Here is a 13,794-nt window from a genome sequence, read left to right as displayed (position 1 = left end):
GGTTTAGCCATCGATTCTTTCCCTACCGACCACAATGGATTGATCTTTCTTGAAGGGCTTTTTTCATGAGCAGTAGCTGCTGTAGTCCCTCTGCTTCAGGCCCTGGAGCTGATGCGTTAGATCAGACGCAGGCTGTAGAGGAGCGCTATGGAGCTGCAGCGCATGCCCAGGAAGCTTGTTTGTGTACCCCGGTGGCTTTCGACCTCAGCCTGCTTAAGGCCATCCCTCGTGAAGTTGTGGAGCGCGATTACGGCTGCGGTGACCCAACTCGCTGGGTTAAGCCTGGTGACACTGTGCTTGATCTTGGCAGTGGCAGTGGCAAGAACGCTTTCATTTGTGCCCAGCTGATCGGTTCGGCGGGGGCCGTGATTGGAGTGGATCGCAATGTTGAGATGCTCAACCTGGCTCGACAGGCCGCACCAGTTGTGGCGGAGCGGATTGGCTTTGCCAATGTGCGCTTTGTGGAGGGCGCTATCGAAGCGCTTGAAGCCCCTCAGGTTGATGGGGCTCCGCTTATTGCCAATCGGTCGATTGATGTGGTGTTGAGCAACTGTGTGCTCAATTTGGTGAATCCTGCAGATCGTCAGAATCTGCTGGCCAACATTCGCAGAGTTTTGCGGCCAGGAGGACGGCTTGCTGTTAGCGATATCGTCTGTGATAAGCCAGTACCCCTTGCTCTTCAGCAGGATCCGGAACTCTGGAGTGGCTGCATTAGTGGTGCCTGGCAGGAAGAGGCCTTCCTGCAGGATTTTCGTGCTTTGGGCTTTGAGAAGGTGAGCTATGCCGATCGTTCTGATCAACCCTGGCAGGTGGTTGAAGACATTGAATTTCGCGCCGTCACGCTTGTGGGTCAGCTGCCGGACGATTGAGGAGGGACAGCAGGAGGTTGGTCTCTCTTGATGAGACCTGCCTCCATTGGCCAGGATCCATCCCTTCAATGCTGAGGGGTGGCTCGCCATCCAAAAGCTCGATGCGATGACGGATCAAGCGAAGGGTTGGCAGCCCTACGGCTGCTGTCATCCGTCGAACCTGTCTGTTTCTCCCTTCTTTTAACTTCAATTCAAGCCAGCTAGTGGGGATGCTTTGCCGCACACGGATGGGTGGTTCACGCTCTCTCACGATCGGAGCAGCGTTTCCCTTCAGCCAGCTCGCTAGGGCAGGACGGGTTCTCTTTCCCTGAATGATCACTCCTGAGGCAAGTTTTTGTAGTTGACTTTCACTAGGAGAACCTTCTACTTGCACCCAATAAACCCGCCAGTGGCTCAAATGGGGAATGGTGAGTCGATGCTGCAGGCGCCCATGGGAAGTGAGAACCAAGAGGCCTTCGCTGTCAGCATCTAGGCGGCCTGCCGCATACACCATTGGTATGGGGATCAAGTCTGCTAAGCACCTCCACTGGCTGCCTGGTTCTGGGGTGAACTGGCTTAGGAAGCCGTAGGGCTTGTTCAACAGAAGGGTCGTGAAGTCGTCTGCTTGGGTGGTCAGCTGATCAGTCAGTAGACGCGAGCAGTATCAGCATAGATAAATCGTTGTAGGGATCGTCAGCGCTTGATTGCTTCAATAGAAATGAGTCATCGTTTAAGCCTGAGTCTTAACGGTTGACCATCATGGAGCGTGGCGAAATGACAATCGGCCCTAGAGACTTTTTGACTCTGCCATGTTTGCAGGGGCCGCAACCTAAACTCCGATTGAACCAATGAGCCACGGCACAACCGCATGATCGAAACTTCGGGTGTGATTGAGAAGGAACAAGGCAACGGGTTCTATCTGGTCACCCTTGAGCAGCCCGCCGGTCATCAGTGTTTATGTCGTGCCGCCGGCAAGCTCACCAAGTTCCGCATCAAATTGCTCGCTGGTGACAAGGTGCTGGTGGAGATCAGTCCCTATGACCTCACTCGAGGCAGAATCACTTATCGAGAGCGAAATGCTGGAGCCCCAGGGGGGCGCCCGGGTGGAAATCGCCCTGGTGGCCCACGACGACGTTAATCAGCTTCATAAGAATAGATGGGCTGGGCTTGAATCCTTGTAAGGATTGAAAGTACTGCTTTGTTAGATTTTGCCACTGCAACTTTCATGTGATAATGATACAAGCTGTTTTTTACTGGTAGGCAAATCTTTGTTGCTTGATCCCAGTTTTGTACTAAAGAATTTCTTGTTGCCTTGATCAATTAAATAGCCTAGGTGATGATGTTATTGTTGACAACAACTCTGGTAATGATATCTGAGAAGTGATAATTTATGTTCTCATGAGATGAGGTTTTCATTGCTTCTCTGACAGCTTGACTTTTGCGCGTAAAATATTTCCAGTCAGCAGAAATCCCTGGTTAAATTTGCCTAGATCTCTAGGGCCTCGTCTGCGTCGCTTGTTTTGTCGTAGGAATGGCTTTTGCTGGAAAGGTTCGGCACCTCAAGAACTGAGGCCTCAAGTAGTTCGTGATGTCCACCTGGACATGTGATCCACTCGCGGAATTCTTGGGTGATGGCGTAACTGTCTTCGTAGCTCTCTTTGCTGTCTAGTAAAGCGATTCTGGCGGATGCCCAACACGTTGAAACGCTTATACGTCGTCGAATAGCTGTGTTCATGATTGGTCCCCATTGGCCAGAGAATTGCATGTAAGTGGTCTGTATTTGGTTTGATTTTATAGAACGTCGCATTTTTCTTTTGGAAAAGTTGTCGTCAACGCTGCAAAAAACTGGGCAGATTTGGTGTGCGTAGTCGGATGACAGCACCTGCTCCATCGTTGACTGCTTCGAGTGGCAGGCTTGGGCCTCGCCAGTGACCCATCGTTGTGTTTTCCTCTGCTTTCGCTTCGCTGTCTCTGATGAGATATGGCTCTGTCTTCGACCAGCTTCGGGCATGGCCCATCAGTAAGGGATCTGCAGGTGCAAAGACATAGGAAGGGTGACGAGGTACCGGCTCTAACGATGCTCTTGCTGTGGAGATCCTTACCGCGCGAGTGATTCCCTGTATGAATCTGCTGCGCGTTACCACCGTTGTGAGATAAGCAACCACGCGAAGTCTTGGGGCATCGAATCCCTCGGCACACATGTCGATGCTGACTAACCAGTCGGCTTTACTTGTTTGGAAGGCTGCCAGGCGAGCACTGGCATCACGGTCTTGGGAGTGCACCAGCTCGACACGATCGCCTTCCTCTTGCAGGAGCTGGGCGATGCCACCAGCGTGTTCGATATCTCTAGCGATCACAAGGCCTGCTGCATCGTGATGGTGGCGACGTACCTTCTCAAGTTGACGTCGTGCCCGTAGTAACAGTTGCAAGGCAATACTGCTTGAGTCTGAGATCCGAATAGCCCTACGTAGATTGCGTGCTCGCCAGCTTTCACGCACTTCAGCAGAGAGGGGTGAGACATCTCGATCGGGCTGTCCAGGACGGCTGTGTTCCACCCAGCCATCCTGGAAGCGGAATTCGAGGGGGCGCACATCTCCAGCATGAATCAGCTCACTGGGTTCCACGCAGAGATCTGGGCTGATCTGCTCCACCAGAGCCCCCTCGGCTTCTACGCGCACTCTTCGGGCTGCACAGAAGGCCAGATTGTCGGCGCGGAAGGGCGTGCCAGTCAGACCAAGCCGTATTTTGCTGCTGCCAGTGAGAGCAACAAAGGTGCGTCCCCAGGCTGGGCCCTGAGGTTCATCTGGATTCATCCCGAGGTGGTGGGCTTCATCGGCAATAGCGAGTAAGCCGTCACCGGCCCAGTCTTTTAGTTCTGCTATCAGGGTCTCTAACTGAAGACCGGCACCTTGATAGGTCACTGCCCAGCCGTCTGCTTGTTTGAGGATCTCGGGTTGTTCTGGGCAGGCTTCCCAGTCCTGCAAGTTGAGGCCTAGTTGTTTAGATGCTTGGTGCCATTGATTCAGGATCGAGTTGCGGTGGCAAAAAACTATGAATCGCGTTAAGCCACCCCCTCGCTGCATGGCCTCAAAGCTGAGGAGGGCGCCGAGGGTTTTGCCTGCACCTGGGCCCGCATGCACAAGCACATCTCGCCCTTGGATTGCCTGTGGAGACAGTCTGCGACGAAGGAGCTGAATCAGCTGTTGCTGCCAAATCCGGGGTCGGATTTTGGGCTGGCAGGACTCTCCCAGCAGTTCAAAGGAAGGCTTGGAGATGGCATTGCACGAGAAGATAGGTCTTTCTAACCATTTCTTTCGCTGCTGGCATCTTTAGCTTCTGGCCAAGAGCTTCTGGGGTTTTCGGCTCCCTGGCACCATGGCTAACCGCCGCCATTCATCACAGTTTATTTTTCAGCAACGCCGCAACCTGGAGCAGTGCTGGCTCCATGAATTTGACATTGATCCGCTGATTCTGAGAGCACGCTGGCTCCATAGCCAAGGGTTGAGGCTTGAGGCCTTGGCTATGGAACAGGAGTTGTTGCCAATTGTCTGACTGAGTTCAGAGCGCTTCGGTGTGGTTTACGAGCAGGTGCTCAACCTCATTGAGGCCTTCGTTTGCGGCAGTGTGTGCGATCTCGAAGTTGCCCTGAGCCTCATCCATGAGTTGACCAGCTAAGCGATCGAGCAATTGCTCCTTTTTCTCCTTGAGCATCGTTAGCAATTCGTTTTCGATCAGCTTTTGAACGGCTGATGCCCTCAGGGTGTCTGAACCGGCTTCAGCAAAGGTTCCCTGAACCAGTTCTTGAATGAACAGTCGGTGGACTTCACTGCTGCGGAGGAAACTCTCGGTGGCGTTGATAATCCCGTCTACCAAAGCTTTGTCAGGCTCCGACTCCTGTTTGTCGAGCTTGAATTCCCAATCCAAATGGCGTCGCTGCCATCCTGCGGAATGGAGGCTCGGCATCACTGTTTGGGAGAAGGTATCCACCGAAATCTCGTAGATTCGTTCTGCCAGGCGTTCACACCATTCTCTCCCGTGTCCCTGGAGGTTGTTCTGCATTGTGGAGCGCTCCACGGCATGGCCTCCGTGATGGCTATGGCAAACACCATCTGGACATTCGATTGCGGTTAGGCCCATTGAGGCAGTTGGAGTCAACACTCCTTCATAGCTAAAAGTTCAGCTAAAAAAACTTTTCTTCAGGAAAGCTCCCGGTATCGGGAGGTCGACCCCGTAATCTCGCCTGGTTAAACCAGTTTTCTCTCTTGCCCAGACTCTTAATTCAGCTGGAATCGGCGATGGGAGAAACCCGTGTTGCGGCTTCGCCGGACACGGTGAAAAAGTTTCTTTCTCTGGGCAGCAAGGTTGCCATTGAGCGAGGAGCCGGCCTTGCCGCAGGTTTTGTTGATGCTGCTTATGGAAACGTTGGTGCTGAGCTGGTCACCCCTGGGGATGAACAGTTCTGGGGTCAGACGGATTTACTCCTCTGTGTGCATGCACCGTCTGAAATCTCATTGCAGAAGCTGCGGCCTGGAGCCACCATTGTTGGCTTGCTGGCCCCTTACAGCAATTCTGCTTTGGCGGCGGCGCTGAAATCGGCCAAGCTCTCAGCGATGGCCCTAGAGCTACTGCCGAGAATTAGTCGGGCACAGTCTGCGGATGCTCTTTCCTCTCAGGCCAATATTGCTGGCTACAAGGCGGTGCTGTTGGCTGCAGCTGCCCTTGATCGTTACTTCCCGATGTTAATGACGGCAGCTGGCACAGTGCAGCCAGCACGGGTCGTGGTATTGGGTGCTGGTGTGGCTGGATTGCAGGCAGTTGCTACGGCAAAGCGGCTGGGTGCGGTGGTCTACGTCAGTGATGTTCGCTCTGCCGTGAAGGAGCAGGTGGAGTCACTTGGAGCACGCTTTATCGATCCCCCTGAGATTGAGCAGAGGCCAGATGAGTCTGGTGGCTATGCCAAGCAGGCTTCTGAGGCTTTCCTGGCGGCTCAGCGTGAGCAGCTCTCCAATCAGTTAGCGGAGGCCGATGTGGTGATCTGTACTGCTCAGGTGCCTGGGAGAAAAGCTCCCAGATTGATCAGTGATCTCATGCTCGATCGCATGCGCCCAGGAGCTGTGGTGGTCGATCTTGCCGTTGAACATGGTGGAAATTGTGCGAATACGCGTCCTGGTGAAACAGTCGATCGCAACGGCGTGAAGTTGATCGGTGCCTCTGATCTCCCTTGCAGTGTGCCCAATCACGCTAGTGCTCTTTACTCCCGCAATTTGGTGGCTCTGTTGGAGCCCGTTTTGAAGGACGGCCAGCTCAGTCTCAACATTGAGGATGAGTTAATTGCCGGATGCCTGATCAGTCACAACGGTGAGATTCGCCATAACAATTTGTTCAACATGGGAGGGTCCAACTGATGTCGTTCTTGAGTGAGGCCCTTTGGGTGCTGCTGCTTGGCAGCTTGCTTGGCCTTGAACTGATCGGCAAGGTGCCCCCCACTTTGCATACGCCTTTGATGAGTGGTGCCAATGCGATCTCGGGGATCACGATGTTGGCCGCTCTCACCCTGATCATCAAGGCCGGTAACAACATCCCTCTGCTGGCGATGGGTGCTGTTGCTCTTGGTTTCGCCTTGTTCAACGTGATTGGCGGATTTCTCGTTACTGATCGGATGCTGGCCATGTTCAGCCGCAAGTCCGCTCGCCGTAAGGACAACCACTGATGAATATTGCTGAGATCCTCAAGTTCGCGATTGATCTGGTCGCGGTTTTACTCCTTGCCCTTGGGATCAAGGGCCTTTCGAAGGTGCGCTCTGCTCGTGAGGCCAATCTCCTTGCAGCTTTTGCCATGGCGCTTGCCGTGGTGGGCTTGATCGTGAACTATCTCGGCACCAGCGGTATCGCTGCTGAAGCTTGGATTTGGATCATCTTCGGCACGGTGGTCGGTGGATGTCTCGGTGCGATCACAGCGCAGCGAGTGCCGATGACCTCCATGCCGGAGACCGTTGCTCTGTTTAACGGCTGCGGAGGCATGTCGTCGTTGTTGGTGGCTCTCGGCGTTGCAATCTTCCCGACAGCCGCTGGTGCTGGCGAAGCAGGCAGCGCAGTCGTTGAAGACATCTCGATTGTGGTGTCTGTTTTTGTTGGCTCGATCACCTTTTCAGGATCCATCGTGGCGATGGCAAAGCTGCAGGGCTGGCTGTCAACACCCCCTTGGATGAAGAGCAGGGTTCGGCATGCCGTGAACATTGCGCTTGCTGTGATGTCTTTAGTGGCTGCCATCGAACTTGGCCGCCGTGGCGACAACGTCAGTGCGCTTTGGTTGCTGGTGATCGGGTCTGGTTTGTTGGGAATCGGCGTAACGCTACCGATCGGCGGCGCTGATATGCCAGTGGTGATCTCACTTTTGAACAGTTATTCGGGTGTTGCGGCGGCGGCGGCAGGTTTCGTTGTTGGCAGTCAGTTGCTGATTGTGGCTGGCGCCATGGTTGGAGCTGCTGGTCTGATCCTTACTCAGGTGATGTGCAACGGCATGAATCGCTCGTTGGTATCCGTGTTGTTTGGTGGAGCGTTAGGAGCAAGCGCTGCTTCTGGCGGCGGTGGTGAATATAAAAACATCACCAGTTGCAGCGCTGAAGAATGTGCGCTCACCCTTGAGGCAGCAGAGCGGGTTGTCATCGTTCCCGGTTACGGCCTGGCTGTAGCACAGGCCCAGCACACGCTTAGGGAAGTCACCCGTGCTTTGGAGGTGGCTGGGATTGAGGTCACCTATGCCATCCATCCGGTTGCTGGTCGGATGCCTGGTCATATGAACGTTCTCTTGGCTGAGGCTGATGTTCCTTATGAGCAGCTCAAGGAGATGGATGTGATTAATCCTGAGTTCCCAGCCACTGACGTGGTGCTGGTGCTAGGGGCGAACGATGTTGTGAATCCTCAGGCCAAGACCGATACAAGTTCACCTCTTTATGGCATGCCTGTGCTTGATGTGCAGGAAGCTCGCACGGTGTTCGTGGTGAAGAGGGGCATGAGTGCGGGCTACTCAGGGATTAAGAATGATCTGTTTGAACTTGCCAATACTTCCATGGTCTTTGGTGATGCCAAGAAGGTGTTGGGTGATCTTTTGGTTGAATTAAAGGAGCTTGGTGTTGGCAAGAAGGGGTGAACCCCATCCCGAGCTGCTTAAGCAGCTCGGGATGCCTTCTTTTAGACAGAGATTGCCTTGGCTGGGCGGTGATTTGCAGACCCTCAGGGACACCCTGAGACCGGTGCGCTTGCCGAGTGATCGAGGCGAAGCGATTGAAATTGCAGTACCTGCCTTGCCGAGCGGCATGGCGGGTTCGGGGCATTTGTTGGCTTTGTTTGATCGCCCTCAAAACACCCGCCAGGCGCGTGGCTTGGTTTTGCTGCTGCATGGATTGGGGGGCTCCAGTCGACGTGAAGGTCTACGACGCATGGCCTGCGCTCTTCAGGCGGCTGGTTTCGCTGTGCTGCGTTTGAATTTGCGTGGTGCAGACCCTGGCCGGCATCTCTCAGCAGGGACCTATGCCGCTGAGTGCAACAGCGATCTTGGCCCGGTGTTGTTACGGGCCCGGCAGCTCTGTGATCAGCTGGGGCGCGAGGATGTTGCTTCGAGAGGGGCAGTCCCTCTGCTTGGGACAGGCATTTCCCTTGGGGGCACGATGCTTCTCAATGCCTGTCTTGAGCCAAGCCACGCGCGCGCGCATGGCCAAGCGGTTTTGGATGGATTGGTTTGTACCAGTAGTCCCCTTGATTTAGCGGCTTGCAGTGCCTCAATCGAGCGTCCCCGCAATAGGGTTTATCAGCGTTGGTTGCTGCAGCGATTGATCCGTCAAACCTTGGCGGATCCCTTCGGCGTGACTGTGCAGGAAAGGGAAGTGCTCAATGGGGAGAAGGGTCAGAGCCCGCCAGCAACGATCCGAGAGTTTGATGCTGCCATCACAGCACCGCGCTGGGGTTATTGCGATGTTGATGCTTACTACGCTGGCGCCTCACCGTTGATCGCCTTGCTTGAGAACCCCAGCCGCCTGCCGCCAACACTGCTCCTGCAAGCGCTAGATGATCCCTGGGTGCCAGCAGAAGCCGCTCAACAGTTGGCAGAGAACATGTCTCCATCCAGTGAGCAGCGAATCCAAGTGTTGTTGACAGCTCACGGCGGCCACAATGGTTTCCATGCCATCGGAGGCTGCTGGGGGGATCAGGTGGTGGCCCGTTGGCTGTCAAAGTTTGGAGCTTGACTAAAAACCCAGTAAAAACTCAGGGATGTCTCTGCTGCTGAGGGGTCCGGCGGATGATCCAGGCTTCGATTGGTTGGCCGCCAAGCACATGCTCTTTCACGATTGATTCGATTCGTTCTGGTGTCACTCCGCCATACCAGATCCCGTCTGGCCAGATCAGCAGGATTGGTCCGTCGTTGCAGATGCGAAGACAGTCAACCTTGCTACGCAGAACCACACCTTCTGGGCGATCAATGTTTTCGAGATCAAGCTGTTTGATTAGTTTTTTGAGATTGGTCCAGCTGGCGTTGCCGACATCTGCACGACAACAGGCCGCCTTGTTGGCTGTGGCGCAAAGAAGTAGGTGATGACTCACCTTGAAATTCATGCTGTCAAGGCTGGCAGTGGTAGGCGACGGGTGCCCCGTTTCACCTGCTCTTGTACGGCCTTGCGTGCCCATGCATCGACGGCAAGCACGTCATCAAGCTGGGGTTGTGTCTGCAGGTCGGGCTTGTGGAGTTCACAGGCAGCCTCGATCACTTCCGGGATGTCAAGAAAATGGATGCGCTCCTCAAGGAACTGGGCCACTGCTTCTTCATTGGCAGCATTGAGGACGGCTGGCATGGTTCCGCCGGCCCGTCCTGCGGCGTAGGCAAGTTTCATGCAGGGGTATTTTTTGGTATCAGGGGCGCGGAAGGTGAGTTCGCCTACTTCGGCGAGATTCAGTCGCCGCCAAGGAGTTTCGAGCCGCTCCGGCCAGCTCAGGCAGTAGAGGATAGGTAGTTTCATGTCTGGCCAGCCGAGCTGCGCCAGCACGGAGGAATCAGCCAGCTCGATCATCGAGTGGATGATGCTTTGAGGATGGATCACGATCTCGATTTGGTCGTAGTCGATGCCAAAGAGGTAATGGGCTTCGATGACCTCTAGCCCTTTATTCATCAAGGTGGCTGAATCCACGGTGATTTTGCGTCCCATGCTCCAGTTGGGGTGGCTGGTTGCATCGGAAATGGTGGCTTTCTCAAGGTCTTTTGCTGACCAGTCGCGGAAGGCACCTCCAGATGCTGTGAGCTGGATGTGGCGCAGTCCAGGGGTAGGAACTCCTGTGGAGAGACGTGCGTTCTCAGCCCAGGGTGTTCCTTGCAGGCACTGGAAAATGGCCGAGTGTTCGGAATCTGCTGGAAGCAGCCTGCTGCCGCTGCGTTTTAATTCCGGCAGCACGACAGGTGCTGCAGCGATCAGGGTTTCTTTGTTGGCGAGGGCAAGATCCTTGCCGGCTTTGATTGCTGCCAGTGTTGGCAGTAGCCCAGCACAGCCGACGATGCCGCTGACCACGAGATCAGCGCTATCCCATGAGGCGGCCACATTGAGCCCTTCTGGGCCCGCTAACAACTGGGGTAAGTGAGGTGGTTGTTGCTCGCTTGGCAGTGCGTTGAGTTGTTGCTTCAGCTCTGGCAGTAGCGACGCGTCGGCGAGCGCTACAACCTCGGGATGATGTCGTTGGATCTGCTCCACGACAAGAGAGACGTTCGTGCCGGCCGTGAGTGCAACCACCCTGAAGCGCTCAGGGAATTCTTCGGCAATCTCGAGGGTTTGAGTACCGATCGAACCTGTGGAGCCCAGCACGCTGATGGCTTTCACACTGTTCCGGCAGTTGAAGCCAGTCTCCCACTAGATGGCCAGACACTGGCAAGCTTGTCTTAACAAGGAGCTCCAGTCATGGCAGTTCGGGAACATTGGCGATCGGGCGTGGGCTTTGTGCTTGCCGCTGCAGGCAGTGCAGTGGGGCTTGGCAATCTCTGGGGCTTCGCCTATCGATCCTCTCAGGGGGGTGGGGCGGCTTTTCTGCTCCTCTATGTCGTGATTGTGTTGGTGGTTTGCCTGCCGGTGTTGATTGCCGAGATGGTGCTTGGCCGCAGTACGGGCAAAAGCCCTCTGCTAGCACCGGTTGCAGCAGCTGGGGCCCGCTGGCAACCGATGGGCTGGCTGTTTGTGATTGCCCCTTGCGGAATTTTGGCTTTTTATGCCGTGTTGATGGGTTGGACCGGTCACACCCTGTTTCATGCCCTGTTGGTGGGTTTGCCCGCTGACATGACAGAGGCGGAGAGCTTCTTCGGCGTCGTGAGCAAGGGCAGCAATGCCCTATGGGGTCAGATGGTCAGCTTGGTGCTTACTGCTTTGGTTGTGGCAGCCGGTGTTCGTGGTGGTATTGAGCGCCTCTCTCGCTGGGGGCTGCCTTTGCTTTTTTTGTTGCTGATTGCACTGGCGTGTTGGGCGTCCACTCTCGAGGGAGCCTTGCAGGGTTATCACACCTTCCTGTTCCGCTGGGACGCTGATCAGTTGTTCAATACCACGACGGTGCGCAACGCCTTTAACCAAGCCTTCTTTTCAATTGGCACTGGTATTGGCTGCATCCTTGCCTATGCAGCCTATTTGGATCGCCGCAATCACCTGCCTCGCGAAGCGGTAGCCGTGGTGAGCATGGATACAGCCGTGGGTTTGTTGGCAGGGATGATCACCTTCCCAGTGGTGATGACGTTTGCTCTCAAGGATGTGATCAGCGATTCCACCGTTGGAGCCTTATTCATTTCTATCCCTACGGGGTTGGCTTCTCTCGGAGACACTGGTCGTGTTGTGGCTGTGCTTTTTTTCGCGCTTGCTTACATCGCTGCGATCACCTCTGCGGTGTCTTTGCTTGAGGTGCCAGTGGCTTGCTTGATCGATCGCCTTGGTTGCAGCCGTATTCGGGCGGTATGGCTTTCTGTAGCAGTGATTTTTGTGCTCGGTCTGCCGGCGGCTACATCAACGGATGTTCTCGGCTGGATGGATTCTTTGCTGAATCTATTGTTAATTCTTGGCGGATTACTGCTGGCTCTTTTGTTGGGTTGGGTGGTGCCCCGTCGCTTCAAGGAGGATCTCGCTGGTTGTGAGACACCATTTGGGTTAAGTCGCTTGTTGCTGTTCATGCTGCGTTGGGTGTCACCACCTGTTGTGGCCTTTGGTTTGATCGTTAGCGTCGTGGATCTGCTGCAGACATGGACTGGGACCTGATCAAGTATTCACGGTTGGGGCTTATGGACTCAGTTCTCTAAAGCAGAGGTGGGTATTGTCGATTTGGCTGAAGCGTTTGTATCCCCAGAGCTGGTGAAGCCGAAGTCGCTCATCGTGGCGCTGATGGTTGAAAACTAGAACGTTCCGCGGATGATGATTAGCTGCTGATCCAGTCTGTGCGGCCCCCTGGTTTATCGATCAGTTCGATGCCTTGGGCGCGCAGCTCGTCGCGGATGCGATCGGCTTTGGCGAAATCACGGGCAGCTTTTGCCTCTTTGCGAGCGGCAATGGCGCGTTGGATATGGTTTTCATCAACCCTGTTGTTTCTCTCGGGGGCCGGTTGCGCGGCTTTTTCGGCCTCAAGCCCGAGCACATTGGCCAGCTCCACCAGCAGGTGCCAACGTGGGAGCAAGTTCAGCTGCGCTGTTTCTTGAATTGCCTTTGTGTCACCACGCTCCAAGCGGTTCGCAAGGGCACGCAGGGGGCGGGCAAGATCGAACAGCACGGCGATGGCCCCTGAACTATTGAGGTCATCGTCCAGTGCATCGATGAAGTGTTGACGTATTTCGTTGTATTGCTCCTGATTGGAGGAATGGGCGGGTTGAATGACTCCTTGTGGTATAGGTTTGCATTCAGGCCAGCTCAGGGTTTCGCCATAGATGTTCCCGACGCCAAGGGCTGCGTTAAGACCTTTCCATCCGGTGGCTGCAGCGTTGATGGCATTGGCTGTGAAGTCGAGCGGTTTGCGGTAATGGGCCTGCAGAATGAACAGGCGTAGCGTCATTGGGGAGACGCCGCTTTCTAGTAGGGCTCTGATCGTGGTGAAGTTTCCGAGTGACTTGCTCATTTTCTGACCGCCGACATTCACCATGCCGTTGTGTAGCCAATAGCGAGCAAGCTGCTTGCCGGTAGCTGCCTCAGATTGAGCAATCTCGTTTTCGTGATGAGGGAAGATCAGGTCAGCTCCCCCTAGGTGGATGTCGATTGTTTCGCCCAACTCCTCGCGCACCATGGCGGAACACTCGATATGCCAGCCCGGGCGCCCTGCTCCCCAGGGTGAGGGAAAGCTTGGCTCTCCGCTTTTAGCTCCCTTCCATAGTGCGAAATCAAAGGAGTGTTGCTTGCGCGCCTCTTCGGCATCGGCCACACGACCATCGGCGTTTTGCTGCTGCTCATTGAGGTCACGACCACTGAGCTTGCCATAGTCGTGATGTTTCATCACGGCGAAGTAGACATCGCCATCGACAGAGTAGGCAGCCCCACTAGCTTCCAATTCTCCGATCAAGCTGCGTATCCCATCTAGGCATTGGGTGGCACGGGGCATGCGATCGGGACGCAGGATGCCTAGGGAATCCATGTCTTGATGGAAGGCTTCGATGTTTTGCTCGCTGATCTCCTGCATGGAGCATTTCTTTTCAGCGGCACGCTTGAGGATTTTGTCGTCGATATCAGTGAAGTTCTGCACGAAGGTGACTGTGTAACCACGCCAGATCAAATAGCGACGCAGCACATCCCAGGCGATGTAGCTGCGGGCATGGCCGAGATGGCAGAGGTCGTAGACCGTGACGCCGCAGCAGTAGATGCTGACGTGTCCGTCCTTGAGCGGAGTGAAGGGTTCCGTGCGGCGGGTGAGGGTGTTTGTGAGCCGCAGGGACACTGGCAGGGCTGGAGCTTGCT

15 protein-coding genes are annotated in these 13,794 nt (G+C 55.1%); 8 read left to right on the top strand and 7 right to left on the bottom strand.

Annotation, left to right across the window (positions count from 1 at the left end):
- Window positions 1–65 precede the first annotated feature (65 nt).
- Entirely contained in the window at window positions 66–869 is an 804-nt protein-coding gene (locus SIB68_RS05155) for a methyltransferase domain-containing protein (RefSeq protein ID WP_063400224.1), read from the top strand.
- On the opposite strand, the gene SIB68_RS05150 is transcribed toward SIB68_RS05155, so the two are convergent.
- Window positions 838–1,449, bottom strand: coding sequence for a pseudouridine synthase (locus SIB68_RS05150; RefSeq protein WP_236068923.1), 612 nt, complete (start codon window positions 1,447–1,449; stop codon window positions 838–840). The genes SIB68_RS05155 and SIB68_RS05150 overlap by 32 nt on opposite strands.
- Before the next feature lie 267 nt (window positions 1,450–1,716).
- Here SIB68_RS05150 and infA point away from each other — a divergent pair, with 267 nt between their 5' ends.
- A complete protein-coding gene (infA, locus tag SIB68_RS05145; protein WP_006041809.1) occupies window positions 1,717–1,986 on the top strand; it encodes a translation initiation factor IF-1 in 270 nt (89 codons plus the stop codon).
- A gap of 348 nt (window positions 1,987–2,334) precedes the next feature.
- On the opposite strand, the gene SIB68_RS05140 is transcribed toward infA, so the two are convergent.
- Both SIB68_RS05140 and SIB68_RS05135 read right to left on the bottom strand, forming a co-directional pair.
- Window positions 2,335–2,583 carry a hypothetical protein gene (locus tag SIB68_RS05140; protein ID WP_063400326.1) on the bottom strand — a complete coding sequence of 83 codons (249 nt, stop codon included), beginning with the start codon at window positions 2,581–2,583 and terminating at the stop codon, window positions 2,335–2,337.
- A 94-nt stretch (window positions 2,584–2,677) separates the two neighbouring features.
- Complete coding sequence (locus SIB68_RS05135; RefSeq protein ID WP_413682027.1) at window positions 2,678–4,099, bottom strand: DEAD/DEAH box helicase; 1,422 nt, start codon at window positions 4,097–4,099, stop codon at window positions 2,678–2,680.
- Between the two features lie 124 nt (window positions 4,100–4,223).
- On the opposite strand from SIB68_RS05135, the gene SIB68_RS05130 reads away from it, so the two are divergent.
- Complete coding sequence (locus SIB68_RS05130; RefSeq protein WP_196757108.1) at window positions 4,224–4,400, top strand: hypothetical protein; 177 nt, start codon at window positions 4,224–4,226, stop codon at window positions 4,398–4,400.
- 6 nt (window positions 4,401–4,406) lie between these two features.
- Here SIB68_RS05130 and SIB68_RS05125 read toward each other — a convergent pair whose 3' ends face one another.
- On the bottom strand, window positions 4,407–4,985 hold the full coding sequence (locus SIB68_RS05125; protein WP_063400228.1) for a hypothetical protein: 579 nt from the start codon (window positions 4,983–4,985) through the stop codon (window positions 4,407–4,409).
- A 125-nt stretch (window positions 4,986–5,110) separates the two neighbouring features.
- Between SIB68_RS05125 and SIB68_RS05120 the strand changes: the two genes are divergently transcribed.
- From SIB68_RS05120 to SIB68_RS05105, 4 genes are read left to right on the top strand one after another with little or no spacing between them, the layout of a single operon-like run.
- Window positions 5,111–6,253 (top strand): Re/Si-specific NAD(P)(+) transhydrogenase subunit alpha, encoded by a 1,143-nt coding sequence (locus SIB68_RS05120; RefSeq protein ID WP_196757109.1) that lies wholly within the window; start codon window positions 5,111–5,113, stop codon window positions 6,251–6,253.
- Window positions 6,253–6,558: an NAD(P) transhydrogenase subunit alpha gene (locus SIB68_RS05115; RefSeq protein WP_011130536.1), complete on the top strand. Its 306-nt coding sequence runs from the start codon at window positions 6,253–6,255 to the stop codon at window positions 6,556–6,558. The genes SIB68_RS05120 and SIB68_RS05115 overlap by 1 nt, the downstream gene beginning before the upstream one ends.
- A complete protein-coding gene (locus SIB68_RS05110; protein WP_063400229.1) occupies window positions 6,558–7,997 on the top strand; it encodes an NAD(P)(+) transhydrogenase (Re/Si-specific) subunit beta in 1,440 nt (479 codons plus the stop codon). The genes SIB68_RS05115 and SIB68_RS05110 overlap by 1 nt, the downstream gene beginning before the upstream one ends.
- Before the next feature lie 31 nt (window positions 7,998–8,028).
- The gene (locus SIB68_RS05105) at window positions 8,029–9,090 is read left to right on the top strand and encodes an alpha/beta fold hydrolase (RefSeq protein ID WP_196757117.1); all 1,062 of its coding nucleotides are present in this window, start codon (window positions 8,029–8,031) and stop codon (window positions 9,088–9,090) included.
- 19 nt (window positions 9,091–9,109) lie between these two features.
- Here the strand turns inward: SIB68_RS05105 and SIB68_RS05100 are convergent, their stop codons facing one another.
- Both SIB68_RS05100 and SIB68_RS05095 read right to left on the bottom strand, forming a co-directional pair.
- Entirely contained in the window at window positions 9,110–9,457 is a 348-nt protein-coding gene (locus SIB68_RS05100) for a (2Fe-2S) ferredoxin domain-containing protein (protein ID WP_063400231.1), read from the bottom strand.
- Window positions 9,454–10,707, bottom strand: a complete 1,254-nt coding sequence (locus SIB68_RS05095; protein ID WP_063400232.1) for a 1-deoxy-D-xylulose-5-phosphate reductoisomerase — start codon at window positions 10,705–10,707, stop codon at window positions 9,454–9,456. The genes SIB68_RS05100 and SIB68_RS05095 overlap by 4 nt, the downstream gene beginning before the upstream one ends.
- Before the next feature lie 78 nt (window positions 10,708–10,785).
- On the opposite strand from SIB68_RS05095, the gene SIB68_RS05090 reads away from it, so the two are divergent.
- The gene (locus SIB68_RS05090; RefSeq protein WP_063400233.1) at window positions 10,786–12,117 is read left to right on the top strand and encodes a sodium-dependent transporter; all 1,332 of its coding nucleotides are present in this window, start codon (window positions 10,786–10,788) and stop codon (window positions 12,115–12,117) included.
- A 157-nt stretch (window positions 12,118–12,274) separates the two neighbouring features.
- Here SIB68_RS05090 and cysS read toward each other — a convergent pair whose 3' ends face one another.
- A complete protein-coding gene (gene cysS / locus SIB68_RS05085) occupies window positions 12,275–13,774 on the bottom strand; it encodes a cysteine--tRNA ligase (protein ID WP_196757118.1) in 1,500 nt (499 codons plus the stop codon).
- Window positions 13,775–13,794: the final 20 nt, after the last annotated feature.

Origin of the sequence: Prochlorococcus sp. MIT 1323, assembly GCF_047304905.1 — a bacterium.
GTDB classification, from domain to species: domain Bacteria; phylum Cyanobacteriota; class Cyanobacteriia; order PCC-6307; family Cyanobiaceae; genus Prochlorococcus; species Prochlorococcus marinus_D.
This window is presented reverse-complemented; position numbering and strand designations above follow the sequence as displayed.